Annotated in this window: 19 protein-coding genes; 10 read left to right on the top strand and 9 right to left on the bottom strand. The window is 67.1% G+C overall.

Annotation, left to right across the window (positions count from 1 at the left end):
• Positions 1-66 precede the first annotated feature (66 nt).
• The 8 genes from KBY86_RS13910 (at position 67) to KBY86_RS13945 (ending at position 8,661) form a co-directional block, all read left to right on the top strand.
• Complete coding sequence (locus KBY86_RS13910) at positions 67-1,104, top strand: cysteine synthase A (RefSeq protein ID WP_094514022.1); 1,038 nt, start codon at positions 67-69, stop codon at positions 1,102-1,104.
• Positions 1,097-3,205: a protein kinase domain-containing protein gene (locus KBY86_RS15175; protein WP_261347626.1), complete on the top strand. Its 2,109-nt coding sequence runs from the start codon at positions 1,097-1,099 to the stop codon at positions 3,203-3,205. Before KBY86_RS13910 ends, KBY86_RS15175 begins: the two co-directional genes overlap by 8 nt.
• Positions 3,202-3,912, top strand: a complete 711-nt coding sequence (gene queC, locus KBY86_RS13920) for a 7-cyano-7-deazaguanine synthase QueC (RefSeq protein ID WP_255141560.1) — start codon at positions 3,202-3,204, stop codon at positions 3,910-3,912. The genes KBY86_RS15175 and queC overlap by 4 nt, the downstream gene beginning before the upstream one ends.
• Positions 3,909-5,300 (top strand): anthranilate synthase component I family protein, encoded by a 1,392-nt coding sequence (locus KBY86_RS13925; protein ID WP_255141562.1) that lies wholly within the window; start codon positions 3,909-3,911, stop codon positions 5,298-5,300. The genes queC and KBY86_RS13925 overlap by 4 nt, the downstream gene beginning before the upstream one ends.
• Positions 5,300-6,169, top strand: coding sequence for an aminotransferase class IV (locus KBY86_RS13930; RefSeq protein ID WP_255141564.1), 870 nt, complete (start codon positions 5,300-5,302; stop codon positions 6,167-6,169). Before KBY86_RS13925 ends, KBY86_RS13930 begins: the two co-directional genes overlap by 1 nt.
• Positions 6,170-6,250: 81 nt before the next feature.
• Complete coding sequence (locus tag KBY86_RS13935) at positions 6,251-6,754, top strand: hypothetical protein (RefSeq protein WP_255141566.1); 504 nt, start codon at positions 6,251-6,253, stop codon at positions 6,752-6,754.
• A gap of 158 nt (positions 6,755-6,912) precedes the next feature.
• Positions 6,913-8,118 carry a formamidase gene (fmdA, locus tag KBY86_RS13940; RefSeq protein WP_094513897.1) on the top strand — a complete coding sequence of 402 codons (1,206 nt, stop codon included), beginning with the start codon at positions 6,913-6,915 and terminating at the stop codon, positions 8,116-8,118.
• Positions 8,119-8,388: 270 nt separating this feature from the next.
• Positions 8,389-8,661 (top strand): FmdB family zinc ribbon protein, encoded by a 273-nt coding sequence (locus tag KBY86_RS13945; protein WP_255141567.1) that lies wholly within the window; start codon positions 8,389-8,391, stop codon positions 8,659-8,661.
• 352 nt (positions 8,662-9,013) lie between these two features.
• Here the strand turns inward: KBY86_RS13945 and urtE are convergent, their stop codons facing one another.
• From urtE to ureE, 8 genes are all read right to left on the bottom strand, one after another.
• Complete coding sequence (urtE, locus tag KBY86_RS13950; RefSeq protein ID WP_094513894.1) at positions 9,014-9,730, bottom strand: urea ABC transporter ATP-binding subunit UrtE; 717 nt, start codon at positions 9,728-9,730, stop codon at positions 9,014-9,016.
• 40 nt (positions 9,731-9,770) lie between these two features.
• Positions 9,771-10,517, bottom strand: coding sequence for an urea ABC transporter ATP-binding protein UrtD (gene urtD, locus KBY86_RS13955; RefSeq protein WP_094513892.1), 747 nt, complete (start codon positions 10,515-10,517; stop codon positions 9,771-9,773).
• Positions 10,518-10,729: 212 nt separating this feature from the next.
• Positions 10,730-11,869 carry an urea ABC transporter permease subunit UrtC gene (urtC, locus tag KBY86_RS13960; RefSeq protein WP_255141569.1) on the bottom strand — a complete coding sequence of 380 codons (1,140 nt, stop codon included), beginning with the start codon at positions 11,867-11,869 and terminating at the stop codon, positions 10,730-10,732.
• 60 nt (positions 11,870-11,929) lie between these two features.
• Positions 11,930-13,087, bottom strand: coding sequence for an urea ABC transporter permease subunit UrtB (gene urtB / locus KBY86_RS13965; protein WP_255100557.1), 1,158 nt, complete (start codon positions 13,085-13,087; stop codon positions 11,930-11,932).
• 453 nt (positions 13,088-13,540) lie between these two features.
• Positions 13,541-14,842, bottom strand: coding sequence for an urea ABC transporter substrate-binding protein (gene urtA, locus KBY86_RS13970; protein WP_255141570.1), 1,302 nt, complete (start codon positions 14,840-14,842; stop codon positions 13,541-13,543).
• Between the two features lie 252 nt (positions 14,843-15,094).
• Complete coding sequence (gene ureG / locus KBY86_RS13975) at positions 15,095-15,709, bottom strand: urease accessory protein UreG (RefSeq protein WP_094513883.1); 615 nt, start codon at positions 15,707-15,709, stop codon at positions 15,095-15,097.
• A gap of 58 nt (positions 15,710-15,767) precedes the next feature.
• Positions 15,768-16,499, bottom strand: coding sequence for an urease accessory protein UreF (locus KBY86_RS13980; RefSeq protein ID WP_255141571.1), 732 nt, complete (start codon positions 16,497-16,499; stop codon positions 15,768-15,770).
• Positions 16,489-16,938, bottom strand: coding sequence for an urease accessory protein UreE (gene ureE / locus KBY86_RS13985; protein WP_233133081.1), 450 nt, complete (start codon positions 16,936-16,938; stop codon positions 16,489-16,491). The genes KBY86_RS13980 and ureE overlap by 11 nt, the downstream gene beginning before the upstream one ends.
• Positions 16,939-17,037: 99 nt before the next feature.
• Between ureE and KBY86_RS13990 the strand changes: the two genes are divergently transcribed.
• Complete coding sequence (locus tag KBY86_RS13990) at positions 17,038-17,934, top strand: urease accessory protein UreD (RefSeq protein ID WP_399221609.1); 897 nt, start codon at positions 17,038-17,040, stop codon at positions 17,932-17,934.
• A 10-nt stretch (positions 17,935-17,944) separates the two neighbouring features.
• On the opposite strand, the gene KBY86_RS13995 is transcribed toward KBY86_RS13990, so the two are convergent.
• Positions 17,945-19,378, bottom strand: coding sequence for a TolC family protein (locus tag KBY86_RS13995; RefSeq protein ID WP_255141572.1), 1,434 nt, complete (start codon positions 19,376-19,378; stop codon positions 17,945-17,947).
• A 143-nt stretch (positions 19,379-19,521) separates the two neighbouring features.
• On the opposite strand from KBY86_RS13995, the gene KBY86_RS14000 reads away from it, so the two are divergent.
• A complete protein-coding gene (locus tag KBY86_RS14000) occupies positions 19,522-20,709 on the top strand; it encodes a hypothetical protein (protein WP_094513870.1) in 1,188 nt (395 codons plus the stop codon).
• Positions 20,710-20,851 lie beyond the last annotated feature (142 nt).

A 20,851-nucleotide genomic window follows, 5' to 3' on the forward strand; every position in this document is an offset into this window, starting at 1 on the left:
AGAGCGATTTCTTCTCTCACAGGCGCGATGGGCAGCACCGCCGGTTCGATCAGCAGCGGCAGGGCCATGGCCGTCGCCCGGGCGGGAACCACCCAGGGCTTCGTCGGTGCGGTGGGCAACACCCCGCTGATCCGGCTGGGGCTGCTCAGCGAGCTCACCGGCTGCGAGATCCTCGGCAAGGCCGAGTTCATGAACCCCGGCGGATCGGTGAAGGACCGCGCTGCCCTGGGCATCCTGCTGGAGGCGGAAGCCAGCGGCGCCCTCGACCCGGGCGGCACCGTAGTGGAGGGCACCGCCGGCAACACCGGCATCGGCCTCACCCACCTCTGCAATGCCCGCGGCTACAAGGCTCTGATCGTCATCCCGGACACCCAGTCGGCCGAGAAGATCGGCCTGCTGCGCAGCCTCGGCGCCGAGGTGCGCACGGTGCCGGCGGTGCCGTACCGCGATCCCAACAACTACGTGAAGCTCTCGGGACGCATCGCCGCCGAAACGCCCGGTGCCGTCTGGGCCAATCAGTTCGACAACCTGGCCAACCGCCGCGCCCACTACGCCAGCACCGGTCCGGAGATCTGGGAGCAGACGGGCGGCCGCATCGACGCCTGGGTGTCGGCCACGGGCACCGGCGGCACCTACGCCGGCGTGGCCCTCTTCCTCAAGGAGCGCTCCTCCCAGGTGCGCTGCGTGCTGGCCGATCCCCACGGCAGTGCCCTCTACAGCTGGGCCACCGCCGGGGCGCTGCAGGCCGAAGGCACCTCCATCACCGAGGGGATCGGCAACAGCCGCGTCACCGCCAATCTGGAGGGTGCCCCGATCGATGACGCCGTGCGCATCGACGACCAGGCCGCGCTCGACACCATCTACCAGCTGCTCTGGCGCGAAGGTCTGTTCATGGGCGGCTCGGTGGGCATCAACGTGGCCGCGGCGGTGGAGACCGCCCGGCGCCTCGGTCCGGGCCACACGATCGTGACCGTGCTCTGCGACGGCGGCGACCGCTACCGCTCCCGCCTCTACGACGCCGACTGGCTGGCCGGCCGCGGCCTGCGCCAGCCCGAACGGGGCTTGCTGGATGGCGTCCCGCAGGACCGGCCCACCCATGGCTGACCAGCCCGGGGCGGCCGCCGGTGCGGTGATCGCCGATCGCTACCGCCTGGAGATGGAGGTGGCCAGCGGTCCTCAGGGGGTGCTGTGGCGCGCCAGTGATCTGCTGGCCGGCGAGGCGCCCGTGGCCCTGCGGCAGCTGGGGCCCGGCTTCGATCAGGCCGGGGCGCGGGCGGGCTGGAGCCGCCTGCAGGCCCTGCTCCACCCCCAGGTGCCCCGCTTCGGGGAAACGATCCAGCGGGACGGCCAGCTCTGGCTGGTGCGCGAGTGGCAGGACGGGCGCACCTACCAGGAGCTGCTGGAGGCGCGGCGGGGTCGCCAGCTGGTGTTCGGCCCCGGTGAGGTGCTGCTGCTGCTGCGCCAGCTGCTGCCGGTGCTGGCGGTGCTGCACGGCCAGGAGATCTGCCACGGCGATCTCACCCCCGCCAACCTGCTGCGCCGTGACCGCGACGGTCTGCCGGTACTGCTCGACATCGGCTGGACCGGCCCAGGCCAGGCCGCCGCCGGCGCCACCCCGGGCTATGCGCCGCCGGAGCAGGTGGCCGGCGCTCCGCTGCTGCCCTGGATGGACCTGCACGGCCTGGGGGTGGTGGCGCTGGTGCTGCTCAGCGGTGAGGATCCCGCCGCCCTGCTCGATCCGGTGAGCCTGGCCTGGCGCTGGCCCGACGGCCTCAGCCTCGACCCACCGTTCCGCGCCGCCCTGGAGCGGCTGATCAGTGCCGATCCCACCGCCCGCTTTGCCAGCACGCCGCAGGCCCTCGTTGCCTTCCAGGCGCTGCCGATGCCGGAAAGCACGGGCCCGGTGGCCCGCGCCGATCGCACCCTGATGCTCGTGCCCCCCGCCGCCGTTTCGCCGGGACTGGCCGGCATCGACGCTGCGGACCCTGCGCCTGCCGAGCAGGCCGCGGCCTCCACCACCAACTCTGCAGCCGCCCCGCTCACGGCCGCGCCGGTCCCTGCGGCTGCAGCACCGGCTCCCGAGCCCCGGGTCGTGGAGCGGCGGCCACCGCCACCGCCCATGCCGCCGCTCAGCCGGCAGCAGCAGAAGGAGGAGGCGGTGGAAGGGCGGCTCTGGCCGGTGGTGGTGGCCCTGGTGGTGTCGGCTGTGGTGGGCATCACCGCGGGCTGGTGGCTGCTGGGCCGCGGTGATGCCCCCGCCAATCGCCCGGCTGAACAGCCCCGCGAGCTCACCGCCAGCCTCCCCCCCGGTGAGGTCGATCAGCGCCAGCAGTTGCTGAACCGCCTGCGGGCGCTGCAGATCAACCGCAGCTGGTTCCTGCGGTTGGTGGACGCCAACCTGCTGGCCCAGTTCCCCGAGCGTGGCGGCCGTCTGCCCAACGACTCGATCGAGGACGCCCCCCTGCGCAAGGTGTGGAACGCCCTGGCGGAGGAATGGCTGGCCCGGGTGGAGCAGCTGCCGCCGCCGCTCCGCCGCAGGTTGGGCTCTTTTTCCACCGCCGACTGGGAGGCCCGCCAGCGTCAGCTCGCCGCCCAGGGGGTGAGTTCGCCGGTGCTGCGCCAACTGATTTCCGGCAATGCCCAGGCGTTGCTGCCCGGTCGTGCCGGCGCCGACATCCCCGCCGAGCCCTTCCGCCAGCTCTGGTATGCCGCCGGCGAGCAGACGCTGGAAACCCTGCAGATCGAACCGATCCAGGCCACAGCGGGCGAGGTGAAGGCCCTTTCCGCTTCGCTCGGCGCCGGTGGGGCGCGGTTGTTCCCGATCCGGCTGCCGGCGGGGTACCGGCTGGTGCTCGGTGTCAACGGCTCGCCGTTGATGCAGATGAGCGTCTACAACGCTGCCGGCAGCCTGCTGGAGCCGAAGGGCCCGCTGCGGGTGGTGACCCTGCCGCCGGTGCCGGGCACCGAAGTGCAGCTGCTGGTCACCAACGACGGTGTGGCCCCGGCGATGATCACCCTGTCGTTGCGCGCCGATGCGCCGCCGCCGGAGCCGCCCCAGCCGCCGCCCACCGACCCCGGCGACACCACGGCGCCGCCGCCCGCTGAGCCGGTGACGCCACCCGCCATCCCAACCCAGCCCCCTGTGGCGCCCTCCGCACCCACGACGCCGCCGCCCGTGACGCCTGACACGCCTGCTTCGCCGTGAGCTCCGCCCCCCCACCCGTCGCGGTCGCCCTGCTCTCCGGCGGCCTCGATTCGGCCACCGCTGCGGCCCTGGCGATCGAAGCGGGCTACCACGTGATCGGCCTGTCGCTCGACTACGGCCAGCGTCACCGTCAGGAGCTGGCCGCGGCCGCCGCCCTGGCGACCGACCTGGCCCTGGCGGAGCACCACACCCTGGCGGTGAACCTGGCGGCCTGGGGCGGCTCAGCCCTCACCGATGCCTCCATGGCGCTGCCGGTGGCCGGTGTGGAGGAGGGGGTGATTCCCACCACCTACGTGCCGGGCCGCAACACCGTGTTCATCGCCCTCGGCCTGAGCCTGGCTGAAGCGCGCGGGGCCGAGCGGCTGGTGCTGGGGGTGAACGCCATCGACTACTCCGGCTATCCCGATTGCCGCCCCGATTACCTCGCCGCCTTCCAGCAGCTGGCTGATCTGGCCAGCAAGAGCGGCCGCGAGGGCCACGGCGCCCGGTTGTGGGCGCCCCTGGTGACGTGGAGCAAGACCCGGATCGTGCAGGAGGCGCTGCGTCTGGGCGTGCCGATCGCCCGCACCTGGAGTTGCTACGCCGGCGGCGCCCGGCCCTGCGGGCGCTGCGACAGCTGCCGCATCCGCGATGCCGCCCTGCGGGAGGCGGGCCGCCCGGACCTGGCCAGCGATGGAGGCGGCAGCTGGGGCGGGCCGTCGGCATGACGCCGGGTTCCGGGGCGCAGCCGCCGCTGCTGCGCCGCTCACTGCCGTGGCGCGACCCCTGGGAGGTGGCCCTCGCCCTGGCCGCCGCGGGCAGCGGCGATGGCCTCGCCTGGCTCGATGGCGATGGCAGTGCGCTGGGGCGTTGGGGCTTCCTGGGCGTGGCTCCTCTGGAGCAGGTGGTGTGCCGGGGGCTGCCGGGTGAGCCGGAAGCCGCCGATCCGTTCGTGGCCCTCGCGCGCCTGCGGGAACGGCCAGGCAGCTGGTTCGGCTGGCTCGCCTACGAGGCCGGGGCGTGGGTGGAGCCTGCCGCCCACTGGCGCTCGCCCGATACGGCCCTGCTCTGGGCAGGCCGCTACGACCCCGTGCTGCGCTTCGATCTGCAGGAGCGTCGACTGGAGCTGGAAGGGTTGGATCCCGCCCGGCTGACGGCAATGGCAGAGCGGCTCGCGGCTCTGGTGCCGGCGGCCGACACGCCTGCTGGCTCAGCTGCTGACCCGGCTGAAGGCCCTGCGCCCGGCAGCGGGGCCGGTGTGGCCGCAGAACACTGGCACTGGCACACCGATCCCGCCACCTTCGCCCGCCAGGTGACGGATCTGCGCCGCTGGATCGCCGCCGGTGATCTGTTCCAGGCCAACCTCACCGCCTGCTGTGAGGCCAGCCTGGCTGCGCCCCCCGACCCGCTGGCCCTGTACGGCCGGCTGCGCCGCTCCTGCCCGGCGCCCTTTGCCGGCCTCCTGGTGGCTGGCGACGAGGCGGTGCTCTCGGCGTCCCCGGAACGCTTTCTGCGGGTGAGCGCCACCGGCTGGGTGGAAACCCGGCCGATCAAGGGCACCCGCCCGCGCCATGGCGATCCGGAAGCCGATGCCGCCGCCGCCGCCGAGCTGATCACCAGCCCCAAGGACCGCGCCGAGAACGTGATGATCGTGGATCTGCTCCGCAACGATCTCGGCCGGGTGTGCGTGCCGGGCTCGATTCAGGTGCCCCAGTTGGTGGGGCTGGAAAGCTACCCGCACGTGCACCACCTCACCTCGGTGGTGGAGGGGCAGCTGCGCGCCGACTGCAGCGTGGTGGAGCTGCTGCGCGCCTCCTGGCCTGGTGGCTCGATCAGCGGCGCCCCCAAGGTGCGGGCCTGCCAGCGCCTGAGCGAACGGGAGCCCGTGCCCCGAGGCCCCTACTGCGGCGCCCTGTTCCGCTTCGGCGCCGATGGCAGCTTCGACAGCAACATCCTGATCCGCAGCCTGATGCTGCGGGGGCGGCGCCTGCGCGCCCATGCCGGCTGCGGCATCGTGGCCGACTCCGACCCGGCGGCGGAGGCCGAGGAGCTGCTCTGGAAGCTGGGCCCGCTGCTGGCGGCCGTCGCGCCAGGCCCCGCAGCTGGAGGGTGCTGATGCAGGCGATCGCCTGGATTGAGCCCAGCGGCGCTCCGGGGGCGGCGGGGCTCTGGGGAGCACCGGCCGAGCTGGCCCTGCCCCTGGCCGATCGGGGCCTGCAACTGGCCGACGGCCTGTTCGAAACCCTGCTGGTGGAAGCGGGGCAGCCGCTGCTGCTGAGTGCCCACCTGCAGCGCTGGTCGCAGAGCGCCGCCCTGCTGGGCATGGAGCCACCCCCCGGCGATGAGCGGGTGCGCGCCCTGCTGGCGGAGGCGGTGTCCCGCAGCGGCATCCACACCGGCGCGCTGCGCCTGAACTGGAGCCGCGGCGCGCCGGCGGTGGAGGCTGGCGCTGGTGGGGCGACGGGGCCGCGGGGTGTGGAGCTGCCGGCACCCGGTGCCCCATCACTGCAGCCCCGCTTCTGGCTGCAGCTCACGGCCGCGGCGCCGCAGTTCGACCCCGTGCCGGTGATTGTCAGCCGCAGGGAGCGGCGCAACGCCTCCAGCCTGCTGAGCCGCTGCAAAACCTTCGCCTACGGGCCCGCCATCGAGGCGCGGCGTGAGGCCCGGGCCGCCGGCGCCGCCGATGCCCTGCTGGAGAGCACGGCCGGCGGCCTCTGCTGCGCTACCACGGCCAACCTGCTGGTGCGGCGTGACGGCCAGTGGTTCACACCGCCCCTGGCCAGCGGCTGCCTGCCGGGGGTGATGCGGGGCCGCGCCCTGGCGCTGGGCCTGGTCCGCGAAGGTCCCTGTCCTCTGGGCCCAGGCAGTGCCGTGCTGCTGATCAACAGCCTCGGCTGCCGTCCGGCCTTGAGTGTGAACGGTTCCCCGCAGCCGCTGGAGCCGGAGCCGGAAGCGTTCTGGCGCCGGCTGCTGGCAGCTGGGTGACCTTCGCCGCCGCCGGCCACCGCCGCCATGGGCGGCGAGCCTATGTTCTGAGGCTTCACGGTGCAGAGCTGGGTGATGGGGTTGGCGTCCGGACGGGCCTGGAGCGCAGCGGCAGCGATGGTGGTGGCGGCTTTGAGCCTGAGTGCCTGCCGCACGGCTCCCCTCGAAACACCCGCTCAGCAGGCCGAGATCGGCGATCTGCTGGTGCGGGCGGGCACCGCCAATGTGACCCTGGCCAAGGCCTTCGTGCCAGGGCTGCCCAACGGCCTCTACAAAGGCGTGGTGCGCGTGCAGACGGAGGGGCAGCCAGACAGCAGCGCCAGGCTGTATCAGGTCAATGCGGTCTGCAGCCTCGAGAACGAGCCGAACTGGCCCACGTATGACAACATTTATGGCAATCAACTGAACGATCTCGCCGACGCTGGAAAGTTTTCCACCGCTACGCGTTGGCAGATTCTTTATCATTTCGATGGTGGTGTTGACAGCACGGGAGTGCTCTCGCGTCAAGCCTGGACCGATCGCCTCAAGGACAATCTCTGCCGCCGCGGCACCTTCAACGACAGCACGGCGCGGCCAGCGACATAACGGATCGGCTCTGCAGATCCTGCCGCCGCTGTGTGCTGTGCTGCTGCGGCATGCACGCCTGTGTTGCCGCAGCCAAACTGGGTGGGTCTGGTAGCCGATGACACTTCCGCGAATCCACCTGTGGATTTCGATGGAGATGAAACCACGCCTCGTTTGCGATGCCAAAAACGCTGTTCAAGGTTGATCTCACCAAGCCGATGGATCAACAGGACATGCCGGGCCACAACCGCTGGCATCCCGATATCCCCGCCGTCGTTTCTGTCAACCCCGGTGAGGTTTTCCGGATCGAATGCAAGGACTGGACGGATGGCCAGATCAAGGACAATGACGACCCCCAGGATATCGCTGATGTGAACCTGGAAGTGGTGCACGTGCTCAGCGGCCCGATCTGGGTGAATGGAGCTCAACCTGGCGATATTCTTGTGGTTGACATCCTTGATGTGGGTGCGCTGCAGGGAGATGAGTGGGGCTTCACCGGGATTTTTGCCAAAGAGAATGGCGGCGGCTTCCTCACCGATCACTTCCCCAAGGCAGCCAAAGCGATCTGGGATTTCGAAGGCATCTACACCTCATCGCGCCATATCCCCGGTGTGCGTTTCGCCGGCATCACCCACCCCGGCCTGATCGGTTGTGCGCCCTCCCACGAGCTGCTGCGCGAATGGAACCGCCGCGAAACCGAGCTGGTGAACACGGCCCCGGATCGGCGCACCTATGGCGCCGGCCTCTCCGGCAGCGAGCCCGTGCTGGCGGCCCTGCCCAACCCCAACAGCGCCATCCTCGGCACGCTGCCCAGCGCCGATTTCGAGCGTGTGGCCAACGAAGCGGCCCGCACCGTGCCGCCCCGTGAGCACGGCGGCAACTGCGACATCAAGAACCTCACCAAGGGCACCCGCATTTACTTCCCCGTGTATGTGGAAGGCGCCAAGCTCTCGATGGGCGATATCCACTTCTCCCAGGGCGATGGGGAAATCTCCTTCTGTGGCGCGATTGAAATGTCGGGCTACCTCGATCTGCATGTGGAGATCATCAAAGGTGGCGTCGAAAAGTATGGGATGGTCAATCCCATGTTCAAGACCAGCCCGGTGGAGCCCCACTTCACCGACTATCTGGTGTTCGAAGGCATCTCCGTGGATGAATTCGAAGGCAAGCAGCACTACATGGACGTGCACATCGCCTACCGACGCGCCTGCCTGAACGCCATTGAGTATCTCAAGCGCTTCGGCTACACCGGTGAGCAGGCCTACCTGCTGCTGAGCTGTGCGCCGGTGGAGGGCAGGATCAGCGGCATCGTGGACATTCCCAATGCCTGCTGCACCCTGGCGATTCCCACCTCCATCTTCGACCAGGACATTCTTCCCTGTTGATGGCCCGCAAGGGGCCACCGCCGCCTCTGCCTCGGCAAGGTGGGTGTTCGGTGGCTCCACGCCGGCTCCACGTCATGGCTCCCTCCCCCTCTGCTGGCCGTGGTTGTCGCCAACGTTGTTGGTGACGGCTACGGCCATCCCTGCGGGCCGCCGCCTCCCCTGTCGCTGTCGGCTCCAACTCCCATCAGCGCAGCAGGGTTGTTGCGGGAATCACTCGGTTCTTTGAAAACGACCCGCCAGCTGGTGCTCCCTGTTTTTCTCCTCTTCTCCATGCCTGTCTACGAATTCAGCTGCACCTCCGGCTGCGACAACTACGAGGTGTGGCGCAGCATCGACGCCCGCCAGAACGATACGGACTGTCCGAGTTGTGGCAATCCCGGTAACAGAGTGTTCAGCCCGCCATTGACACTGTCCGGTGGCTTCCGCCTCAAGCAGGAAGCCAGTGAGCCCCGGCTGGTCCGCAAGGAAGTGCGCGAAGAAAGCCCCAAGCCCCGGCTCAGGGAAAGTGCGGCTCGCCCCTGGATGGTCACCCGCGGTTGCTGAGCCGCGGGCAGCAGTCAGGAGGCAGGAGTCACAGGAGTCAGCAGGCAGAAAGGCTGCAGCTCATACAGCTCGCACCATGGTCGGTCATGGCCTCCAACTCTGGCGGCTGAGACCACCGCCTGCAAGGAGCTGATCGGAAAGAAGCTGGCACGTAAACGGGTTGCACGTAAACGGCTGGCATCCAAACAGCTGCACGGGAGAGTTGACACCTGTGATGACACAGTTGACTGCAAAGATGTGTCATCCAGGCTGTATCGCGTTGCATTCGGATGGCCGTATGCAACAGGCAGTATGCAATGGGCCGGATGCAACAAACAGCCTGTATGCAAAAGGGCGCTCCCTTGGAGTGCCCTCACACCGTGAGGAATTCCTGGACCACATCATCGGAGAGGCTCTCGGTGGGGCCACTAGAAACGATGCCGCCGCGTTGCATGGCGTAGTAGTAGTTGGACTGGCGCACGAAGTGAAGGTGTTGCTCCACCAGCAGCACGCTGATTCCGGTTTCCTTCATGATCCGTTTCACCGCCACTTCGATGTCGTGGATGATGGACGGCTGAATGCCTTCGGTGGGCTCATCCAGCAGCAGCAATTTCGGCTTGCCCAGCAGAGCGCGAGCGATGGCTAGCTGTTGCTGTTGTCCGCCGCTGAGATCACCGCCTTTTCGGGACAAAAACTTCTCGAGAATTGGAAACAGATCAAACACGATCGGGTCGATGTGGCGGTTCTTCGCCATGCCACCAGGGAGCGCTTCCATTCCCAGCAGAAGGTTTTCCTTCACCGTCACCTGCGGAATGATGTCACGCCCCTGGGACACATAGCCGATGCCGGAGCGGGCCCGTTGGTAGGGGGGCTGATCGCTCAGGGCCTGGTCGTCGTACTGGACGCTGCCGGAGCGTTGCTTGAGCAGACCGATGATCGTTTTGAGGAACGTGGTTTTGCCCACGCCGTTGCGACCGATCAGGCACACCATCTGCCCTTTAGGGATGGAGAGATCCACATTGCGAAGAATGTGGCTTTCGCCGTAGTAAACGTTGAGGTTAGAGACGGAAAGGAGGTTGTCGGTTGTCATGGCAGCTGTGGGTTGGTGTCAGGCGAGTGGTGGAAACCGCTTATTCCTCGGCTGGGCCCAGGTAGACCTCAATCACCCGGGGATCTTTCTTCACATCCTCCAGCAGGCCCTGGGTGAGCAGTTGCCCTTGGTGCAGCACGGTGACGGGGGCATTGAGGTCCCGGATGAATTCCATGTCGTGTTCGATCACCACAACGGTGTGATCGCCCGCCAGTGACTTGATCAATTCAGCGGTACGAACCGTTTCTTCATCGGTGAGCCCGGCCACGGGCTCGTCGAGCAGCAGCACCTCCGGCGACTGAGCCACGAGGGAAGCAATCGCCAGCCATTGCTTCTGCCCGTGGGAGAGTGAACCCGCCTGAGTGGTGGCGAAGGGGGTGAGGCCCACGTAGCTCATCAGACGATGCACCTCATCCTTGGCGGCCTTCGGCAGCTTGTCGGAGAGAAGGCTGAGGGGGTTCTTGTTCGGCGAGGCGGCCAGTTCCAGGTTGCGCAGCACTGTGAGGTTGTCAAACACCCGTGGGGTCTGGAACTTCCTGCCGATTCCCTGCCTTGAGATCTTCTGCTCGGAGAGCCCCACCAACGACTTTCCTTTGAAGGTGACAGTTCCCTTGGTGGGGCGCACCTTGCCTGTGATCACATCAAGGAAGGTGGTCTTGCCGGCGCCATTGGGCCCGATGATCGACTTCAGTTCGCCTTTCTGCAGGGTGAGTGAAAGATCGGTCAGGGCGAAGAAACCATCAAAGCTGACGCTGACGTCGTGAAGTTCAAGGAGTGTTTCAGACATGATCGCCAGGGTGTTTCAGGGGGTCTGTGGAAGGGGGGCTGGGCAGCGGGTTTGCCTGGTGGACGTGTGAGCTGAAGGGCCCGATGGGATGAGGATGGAGTGGATGGATCTGATGGAGCCGTGAGGGTGGTAGCCCAGGATCATTGACTTTCTGCCTTGATGTCTGGCCTTGATGTCGTCGGGCTTCCTCCGGCCAGCCAGCGGCCTAGGCCTCAGGCCGAGGAATCGGTGGGGGCGGGGCTCTTCATTTCCATACCAGGGCCCTCCTGGTCGATCTGGGGGTAGGTACGAGCTTTAGGAGCGATGCCGAAGGCGGCCAGCAAGGTGCGCAGGCCTCCTTTGGATACCCAGCCGTAGATGCCATCCGGCATCAGCACCACCACGAAGATGAACAGTGCCCCCTGCACGAACAGCCAGAACTCGGGAAGCGCTTCGCTCACCAGGCTGCGCAGATAGTTGACCAGAACGGCGCCGATGATCGGGCCCACCAGGGTGCCGCGTCCCCCCACAGCCACCCAGATCACCATCTCGATCGAAAAGGAGATCGACATGTATTGCGGGGAGACAATACCGCTCTGAACGGTGTAAAGAGCGCCTGAGATGCCGCAGAGGGCGCCGGCAACGAGGAAGACGATCGTTTTGAAGGGAACGGGATTGAAGCCAGCGAAACGGAAGCGCTGCTCATCATCTCGGATGGCAATCAAGGCATCGCCGAAGCGGCCGGAAGTGAAATAGCGGCAGATCAGAAAGGCTACAGGTATGAGAACAACCGTGAGGCGGTAGAGCCAGATCTGCATCTCGCTGGAGCCCACCAGCATGCCGAACAGCTCGGTGGTGCTGGTTTTCAGGCCGTTGGTGCCATTGATCAGCTTCTGCTGGCCGTTAAAGAAGTGGAAGAAGACCATCAACGCCGCCTGGGTGATGATCGAGAAGTAGACCCCCTTGATCCGGTTTCTGAAGATCAGGTAGCCCACCAGGCCTGCCACGATCGCGGGCAACACCCAAAGTGCGATCAGCGTGAAGGCGGGCGACCAGAAGGGCTGCCAGAAGAAGGGCAGCTGTTCCACGCCGTAGTTCTCAAAGAACTTGGGGATGCCATTACCGCCCGCTTCACTGGGGGTGTTGAGAGTGAGGTACATCGCTACCCCATAGCCACCCAGGGCGAAGAAGATGCCTTGCCCAAGGCTCAGAAGCCCCGTGTAGCCCCAGATCAGGTCGATAGCAAGCGCTGTGATCGCCAGTGAGAAATAGCGGCCAAACAGGTTGATGCGGAAATCACTGAGGACCGCTGGAAGGATGAACAGCGCGATGGCGAGGAGAATCCAGGGAACGAGTCGCTTGAGAAGTTTCATGGCTGGGACCTCAGTGGAGACGGAGCAGATGGAAGGAGCTTGGTTGTTGGCAGCGGCGCATCAAGCATCTACCGATCTCCCCTTCTGAGGGAACATGCCGTTGGGGCGGAACTGCAGGAAGGCAATGATGAAGATGAATACAAGCACCAGCGACATGCTTGTTGTGGCGAAGAATTCCACCACCCCTTTGGCCGCAGGCGGCATATCCGGGAACACGATCAACAGCGATCCGGAACCCACCACCGATTGAATGATGCCGAGGATCAGAGAAGCCAGCACCGTGCCCAGCAGGTTTCCCACGCCCCCCAGCACGATCACCATGAAGCAGGACACGATGTAGGCCGCTCCCAGGTTCGGGCCCACGGATCCCAGCAAGGTGATGGCGCAGCCGGCGACTCCTGCCAGACCTGAACCGAGTCCGAACGTGATGCTGTCGACGCTGTCGGTGGGAATGCCCAGGCAGTTGCTCATCTGCCGGTTCTGGGTGACAGCCCGGATGCGGAGGCCCCACACGCTCTTGGTGAGGAACCACATCACGAACAGCAGCAGCACTGCGGACAACAGAATGATGAAAATCCTCAGGCCAGGCAGTTCAATTCCGCCGATCTCGCCCCAGCTGCCTTGCAGCCACTTGGGTGCTGTCACGTCAATGTTGCGCGGCCCGAACCAGGGGCTGGCGATGGCCCGCACAGAGGAGAAGGAATTCACAACCACCAGGCCGATGGCCACAGCCACGGCCCAAAGCACGCCGTTGAGGTAAGGGAACGCGGGACGATCACCGATCTTTTTGCCGAGAAACTTCCCACCGAAGAAGCCGATGACCACAGCTGCGGCGATGCCGATCACCATGGAGGTGGAGATGCTTCGAATCAGCTGGATCAGGATCAGGCTCACCCCCCAGGTGGCCAGCAGCGTTTCCAGTGGTCTTCCGTAGAGCTTGCGGATCAGGGTTCGCTCCAGCACCACGCCGAAGATGGCGGTGATGAAGAAAGCGGCCACGAGTGCCACGGGGTAGTAGAGCTCAAACACCACACCGCCCATGGGCCGAAACAGGTTCTGGACCACAAAGGTGATATAGGCACCCAGCATCATGAACTCACCATGAGCCAGGTTGATGACCCCCATGAGGCCAAACACGATGGCGAGACCCGTGGCGGCGAGCAGCAGCACCGAGCCGATGCTCAAGCCATCAAGAATCTGCGAGAAGAAAAGTTCCACTGGGGGGCTGTTCCGTGCGAGTGGGATTAACCTTGGATCAACAGGAGCCTTGCGGCTGTATCAAGTGATATTGCGAACTGTTTTTGTGCGTGAAGCTTGATCGGGGCCTCTCTGCAGAGCGTCAGGGGCGCAGTGACAGATTGGCCTGAGCCCATCAGCCGGTGCATGGGCAGACGCCAAGATGGTGCCACCTCCGTGTAGGCCGCTTCAATACGCGAAGCAATGGCTGGAATCGTCTGAAAAATGATAAATCCAGAGAGAACAATCCGTTACTGGCTGATCTCTCTGGTGTTGTCTGCAAGTCTCGTGAACATGATGTCCTGAGGGCTGGGGCGATCGAAGGAGCTATCGAAAGTGATAGGCAGGCTTCAATGCCGAAGATAATCTCAGGCCAGACAGGAAATGGAGAAGTGAAAGGAAAGGGTGGCTTCCGAAGAAGCCACCCAGGCACGATCACATCTTGAACTTGCCGGCATCCGGGCGGTCCTGCGTCCAGTCGCAGGTGTAGCCCTTGGTTTCAGGAACGAACTGGTTCCAGGGGATGGGCGGAATGGCCTTCTCGCTGTCAGAGAGGATCTTGAACTGGCCATCGGGCAGGGCTTCGCCGATCATCACACGCTCAGAGGTGTGATGGTTCGGGAACATCTTGATCTCACCTTGAGGGGCATCAAAGGTGATGCCGATCATGGTCTTCCGAACCTTGTCGAGATCTTCGAAGGTGCCAGCCTTCTCAACGGCGTTCTTCCACAGGTACACCATGTTGTAGGCGGACTCTGCAGGGTCACCCACCACACGGTCAGCCCCATAGGCCGCTTGGAAGTCGGCAACGAACTTCTTCGAAGCCGGTGTATCCAGGCTCATGAAGTAGTTCCACGCGGCGAAGGTGCCGGTGGTGTACTCAGGGCCGATCTGGCGGATTTCCTCTTCTGCGATCGAGAAGGACATGATCGGGTACTTGGCCGGATCGATGCCTGCAGCCTTGAACTGCTTGAACAGGGCGACGTTGGAGTCACCGTTCAAGGTGTTGATGATGATGCCACCATCAGGGAAGGCTTTCTTGATCTTGGCAATGATCGGCGCCACCTCGGTGTTGCCGAGGGGGATGTAATCCTCACCGACGACTTCGCCGCCGAGCGCCTTCATCTGCTCCTTGATGATGGTGTTGGCGGTGCGGGGGTAGACGTAGTCAGAACCGACCAGGTAGACCTTCTTGCCCAGCTTTTCGCCGTACTCCTTCATCAGCCAATCCACCGCAGGCTCGGCCTGCTGGTTGGGAACGGCGCCGGTGTAGAAGATGTTGCGGGAGCACTCCTGACCCTCATACTGAATGGGGTAGAAGAGCATGTGGTTCTTGGACTCATACACCGGCAGCATGGCTTTGCGGCTGGCGGAGGTCCAGCCGCCGAACACCACGGCCACGTTGTCGGAGTCGATCAGCTTCTGCGACTTCTCAGCGAAGGTGGGCCAGTCAGATGCACCGTCTTCAATGACGGGAACGATCTTGTAGGACTTGCCGCCAACTTTGACGCCGCCAGCATCATTGATTTCCTTGATAGCCATTTCTTCGACCTCTTTCAGGGTCGTCTCAGAAATTGCCATCGTTCCACTCAGAGAGTGAAGAATGCCAACCTTCACTTCTCCGTCGAAAGAACCAGCGCTATCCCCACCGCCACCGCCCCCGCAGGCGACGAGGGATACCGTGATCGCAGTTGCAGCAAGACCGGCAACCAGCCGCCTCGAGAAATACGGAACCATTGGGCCTGTTCAAGGTGAAGAAATTGCCGCAGTGCTGACGGCATTGCGGAACATACGGAGCCGGTCTTGTCAGTCCTGTCGCCAAAGGCACAGAAACGGCTGAAGAGCCCCTGTGCACGGGCTTTTTGGGTATTGCTTCCCCCTTTGCCGCCGCCACTGTGTTGATTCCCTGTTCAGCCTCCAGGGGCGGTTCGCCGTCTCATGTCTGTACACGCCGCAGCCGCTGCCGAGTGCCGGCTCCGATGGCAACGATCAGAGCGAAGACCCGGGAGCGGGAAGTTGCCGGCAAAGAAAACGTTCCACCGCATCAAGGCCTTCGCCACTGCGCAGATTTGTGAAGCACCAGGGGCGATCACCGCGCATGCGGCGGGTGTCCGCCTCCATCACTTCGAGGCTCGCTCCCACCATCGGCGCCAGGTCGATCTTGTTGATCACGAGCAGATCAGAACGGGTGATGCCCGGCCCGCCTTTGCGGGGGATCTTGTCGCCGGCCGCCACATCGATCACATAGATGCAGAGGTCCACCAGTTCAGGGCTGAAGCTGGCCGCCAGATTGTCGCCACCGCTCTCCACCAGCACCAGGTCGAGATCCGGAAACCTCTCCTCCAGGTCTTCCACCGCCGCCCGGTTGATCGAGCAGTCTTCGCGGATGGCGGTGTGGGGGCAGCCACCGGTTTCCACCCCGCGGATCCGTTCCGGCTCGAGCGCACCGGCACGGGTCAGGAACTGGGCGTCTTCCTGGGTATAGATGTCGTTGGTCACCACGGCCAACTGCAGCCGTTCGCGCAGCCGCCGGCACAGGGCTTCCACCAGGGCTGTCTTGCCCGAGCCCACCGGTCCGGCCACGCCGACACGCAGCTTGCTCATGGCGTTGCTTCAGACGAGTGGGCGCAATCCTGCCACCGGTGCCCAGCTACGCCTCCCCTCAACTTCTGAACAGCCGTGAGTAGAGCTCGGCGTGCCCCAGTTGGGCCAGCCCCGCGCCCACACCGCCTGACCACAACGTGTGCGGGTCGGTGTGGGCCAGCTCTGCGGCCCGCTGCGCCAGCAGCGGTGCCAGGCGCAGCTGCAGCCCCTGCCCCTGGGTGGGGCCGATCGGCACCAGCCGCACCGCCGCGCTGATCTGACTGGCCACCCAGGCATAGAGGTAGGCCTCCACCAGGTCGGTGCTGGGAACACCCAGGCAGTGGCCGGCCCAGGCCCAGGCCGCCGGCCAGGCCAGCCCCTGCGCCGATGCGGATGCCGCAGAGGTGGTGGCCGCCCCCTGGCCCGCGTCGGCCGGTAGCCGCCAACCCAGTTCGCCCAGCAACTGGATGAGGGAACGGCCCATCTGGCGCTGCTGGGCGCGCACCTCCGGGGCTTCCCGCAGGGCCAGCAGCCAGCCGTCGAGATCGTGCACGGCGCTCCATTGCCCTGCCGCCATGGCCTGCAGCAGCGGCGCCAGGGCCGCTGCCTCCACGCCCAGCGTCCCCCGCTGCAGTTCCGCCGCCAGCCAGCCGTGCAGCGCCTCGGCGGAGTTGATCCGGCCTTGCTGCACCAGCACTTCCAGACCCTCCGAATAGCTGAACGCCCCCACCGGCAGCGCCGGACTGATCAGCTGGAACAACAGCAACCGGGTCGGCGCCGCGCCGGTCTGGGCTGGGGGCTCAGTGCGCATGCCCGCCCTTGCCGGCATAGGCGCCCGGTTCCGGCCGGAACGGTGCGTCGAGGTGGAGAACGGCCAAGCCGCGGTGGCGCAGCAGTTCCTCCAGCACCGGATCTTCCAGCAGGCGCAGCTCGCCCGGGTGCAGTTCCAGCGCCACGTGGCGGTTGCCGAGGTGATAAGCGGCCTGCAGCAGCTGGAGGGAGTCGGCGCTGCGGGCCAGCAGCAACGGCTCCGGAGCCGCTTCCACCTGCACCACCACGCCGCTCTCACTGCTGTTCAGCCACTCGCCGGGTTCGAGCGCTTCACCGCGCGGCAGCTGCAGCAGCAGATCCTGGCCGCAGGTGGTGCGGCGATGGCCGCGCAGCCCCTCGCGCTGCTGGGCGCTGAGCGGCAGCCGCAGGCTGGAGGGGGCGTCGGGCGGGGCGCTCAGGCGCCGGTCAAGGACGATCATGCGCGCCACCATGGCCATGGGCAGGGGCGAGAAATGTGACGACCGCTACCTGATGACCGCCGCTTCGCTCTCAGCATCGCCCCACCGCCCCTTCCCCTCCTGGCCCACGTCACCGTTGCGGATCCGCCCCCATCCACCAGCAGCTGGCGTGGTGAGGCCAGTCTTCGCTTCGCCCTCTCGCCCTCGGCGCCGCTCACCCTGCACCAGGGGGGAGCCACCTCGCCGCTGAAGATCCAACGCGCCTTCAGCCGCGCCGATGGCCGCTGTGAGTTGCCCTTGCTGCACACCGCCGGCGGCCTGGTGGGCGGCGATCAGCTGGCGATCGACACCCGGCTGGAGGCCGGCAGCCGGGCCCTCGTCACCAGCGTGGCGGCGCAGAAGGTCTATGGCTCGATCGGCCGCTCCCGCCTGGCGCCTGAGGGCCAGTGGGCGCGGCAGTTGCTGGCGTTCCGCCTGGAAGACGGCGCCGATCTCGAATGGCTGCCCCAGGAGCTGGTGCTGTACGCCGGCGCGCTCTACGAGCAGGACAGCCGGGTGGAGCTGGCGGCTGGAGCCAGCTGGCTGGGCGCCGAAGTGGTGCGGCTCGGCCGCAGCGCCGATGGTGAATCCCTCGGCGCCGGTCGCTGGCGCTCCTCGTTGGCGATCCGCCGCGAAGGGCGCTGGAGCGTGGTCGATCGGCTGGAGCTGGGCGGCGGGAGCCTCGATCACGCCCACGGGCTGGGCGGTGCTCCGGTCTTCGGCAGCCTCGTGTGGGCGGCGCCGGCGCCGGTGAGCGAGGAGCTGCTGCTGCGCTGCCGCGACGACCGCCAGGGTCTGGTGGGGGAGATGGCCTGCGGCCGCCTCGATCAGGGCCTGGTGGCCCGCTACCGGGGCCCTTCCACCCAGGCGGCCCGCTACTGGTTCACGCGCCTCTGGGCGCGCATTCGCGCTGAACGGGGGCTGGCGCCGCCCCAGCTGCCGCGGGTGTGGCCGTTCCAGGAGTCGCCGTTCGGCTGAGCCGGCGGTGTCAGGGCGCTGTGGGGCTGGGCGCTGGCATTGCGGAGCTGGGCTGGGGCGCTGCGGCGCCGGTTTCCAGCTCCAGGCCGGCGCGGCTGAGGTTCCAGCGGTGGACGGACACCGCCAGGGCAGTGCGGGCCAGCTGCAGATCCCGCTGGGTGATCATCACCTCCAGGATCGGGCTGATGCCGGCGCGATAGCGCAACTCGGCATCGCGAACCGCCAGCTCACCGGCACGGGCGGCGGCGGCGGCAGCGGTGATCTGAGCGGCGGTGGCGCGGTGGGTCTGCCACCAGGTTTCCACGTTTTGAATGATTGCCTGCTCGGCGCTGGCGATGGCGATTTGCTGCTGCTCCACCTGCCGTTGCGCCACGGCGGTGGCGGCCCGGGCGCTGCCGCCGTCGAACAGGGGCTGGCGCAGGCTGATCAGGGCGCCCCAGTCGTAGAAGCTGCCCGACTGGCTGGCGCCGGCGCTCTGTTGCGGCAAGGCGGCGCTGGGGCCCGAGGAAAGCCCCACGGTGGTGCTGGTCGACAGCACCGGCAGGTTGATCCGGTTGGCATTGATGCCGCCCCCGAGCAACAGCCCCACCGACGGCAGCCGCGCGGCCCTGGCCAGCTGCACCTGGGCCAGCTGGGCCTGGCGCTGCTGCTCCAGCGCGGCGAGGCTGGGGCGATCCAGCAGTGAGCGGCGGATCGTGGCGGGCAGATCCTGTGCCCAGGCCGGTCCGGGCTGCAGGCGATCTGTGGCGGCCACGGCCTGAGCCGCGGGTAGGGCAAGCAGCCGCGCCAGCCCGCTGCGGCTGATTTCCACCTGGGCTTCGGCCTCTGCCAGGCCGCGCCGGTCGTTCTCGAGCAAGGCCTCGGCCTGGGCGCTGTCGCTGCGGCTGGCCAGGCCGCGGGCCCGGATGGCGTTCACGTCCCGGCGCAGCCGCGTGGACACGTCCAGCGACCGCTGCCACACCGGGATCAATGCATCGGCGAGCTGCAGATGGAGGTAGGCGGCGGTGATGGCGAAGCGACTGATCCGCTGCTGCTCCATTTGCTGCGACCGTGCGGCCGCCAGGTTGGCCCTGGCGGCATCCCTGAGCGGGCCACGGCGAAAATCGATCAGCGGATAACTGAGCGCCAGACCGAGATTGCCGAAGGCGTTCTGCACCACCGCATACCCCTGGCTGCCCAGGTTGAGGTTGAGGTCGCCGATGGTGGAGACATTGCTGATGAAGTTGATGTCGGTGCCCACCTGGGCGTAGGTGCCCAGGCCCAGCAGATCCAGCTTCGGCAGGAAGGCGCTGCTGGCCAGTGCCACGAGCGAGCGGTTCTGCTCGATGGCCACCGCGGCGCTCTGCAGCGGCAGCGAACGCTCCAGCCCCAGGGCCAGCGCCTGCTCGAGGCTGAGGCGCAGCACGGCCGGAGGCGGGCCTGGTGTGGCCGCTGTGGCTGGCATGGCCACGGTGGCCGTCAGCAGCGGCCAGGCGATGGCCCACCAGGCGCTCTGGCCTCGGCAGCTGCGGCCAACCAATCGACACCACCGGACGTGGCGCGTACCCTACGTGCTCCTTTCGGTGGTGCCCTTCGGGCCTGTGGCGAATGCCCGAAGCGCCGGCCAGCACCACCACGGCGCCAGCGCCGCTGTTGCCCCGACTGCTGCCGATCGCGGCCGTGAGTGCCCTGGCGCTGACCTGGGCCTTCGCCCCCGGGGTGCCTGTGCTGGTGCATGGCGGCGCCCTGCTGATGGAGCCGGACAGCCGCGCCGGCGTCTATGCCCGCTCCGCCGGCCAGATTCAGCGCCTGGCGGCGGAGGTGGGGGCGCCGCTGCGTCAGGGCCAGCTGCTGGCCACGATCAATCGGGTTGATCAGGCGGCACCGGGGGGCGGCTGGGTGGCGGCCAACCCTGAGGCGATCCGGCGCCAGAACCAGGCGATCGATCTCCAGCAGCAGGCGATGCGCAGCCAGATCGACACCCTGCGCACAAGCAATCAGCCGATCGGCCAACAGCTCGCCGCCCTCGAATCGCTGCGGCGCGACGAGGTGATTCCGCGCTACAGCCCGCTCTGGGTGGGCGCTCAGGACCTCTACCTGCGCAACCGGAGCCAGATCCGTGCCCTGGAAGGTCAGATCGCCCAGCTGGAGGCCGGCCGCGCCGAACTGCAGGCCCAGCTGGTCAGCCAGCAGGTGTTCTCCCCCCGCGCCGGCACGCTGTTGTCGCTGCTGGTGGCCCCGGGGCAGGCGGTGGTTCCGGGCCAGCGGATCGCGGTAGTCGGAGCCCCTCCGCAGGCGGTGTCACGCCACCGCACCGCCATCACCCTGTTCACCGAGGCCGACACCAGCCGCCTGCGGCCCGGAGCCCGGGTCCAGGTGGAACCCCAGCTTCAGAGCCGTGACCGCTACGGCGGCACCGCGCAGCGCTACGGCGCGCTGACGGGCCGCATCCGTTCGTTGTCACCGATCTCCCTGGATGCCGAAGCGCTCACCCATGTGCTGGGCGACAGCGATCTGGCGGCCAGCCTGGCGGCTCGCAGCCGCCAGGAGGCCTTCGGGGAAGGCGGCGATCCGCTCGCCACCCTGGGCAACAAGGTCACCGCGCCGGTGATGCTGGTGCTGGTGGATCTGGAGCCGGCGGCCACCCCCAGCGGCCTGCGCTGGAGCGGTGGCAACGGCCCCGATCTTGAGCTTGAGAACGGCACGCCGGCCCTGGCCCGGGTTGAACTGGAGCGGCGTCCGCTGGTCAGCTTCGTGCTGCCGTTTCTGCGCTGGCTGGGGGGGACCGAGCGATGAGCAACCCCCGCGTTGAGGCCGTCGCCGCCCGCGCCCGCCGCCGCCCGTTGCGGCAGTCGTTGGTCCCCTGGCTGGCGCCCTGGGCGGCCGCGGCCCCGTGGCTGGCCCTGCTGTTGCTGGCGCTGGCGGCCGCCAGCAGCCC

Origin of the sequence: Synechococcus sp. Lug-A (assembly GCF_024345655.1) — a bacterium.
In the GTDB taxonomy this organism is placed as follows: Bacteria; Cyanobacteriota; Cyanobacteriia; order PCC-6307; family Cyanobiaceae; genus MW101C3.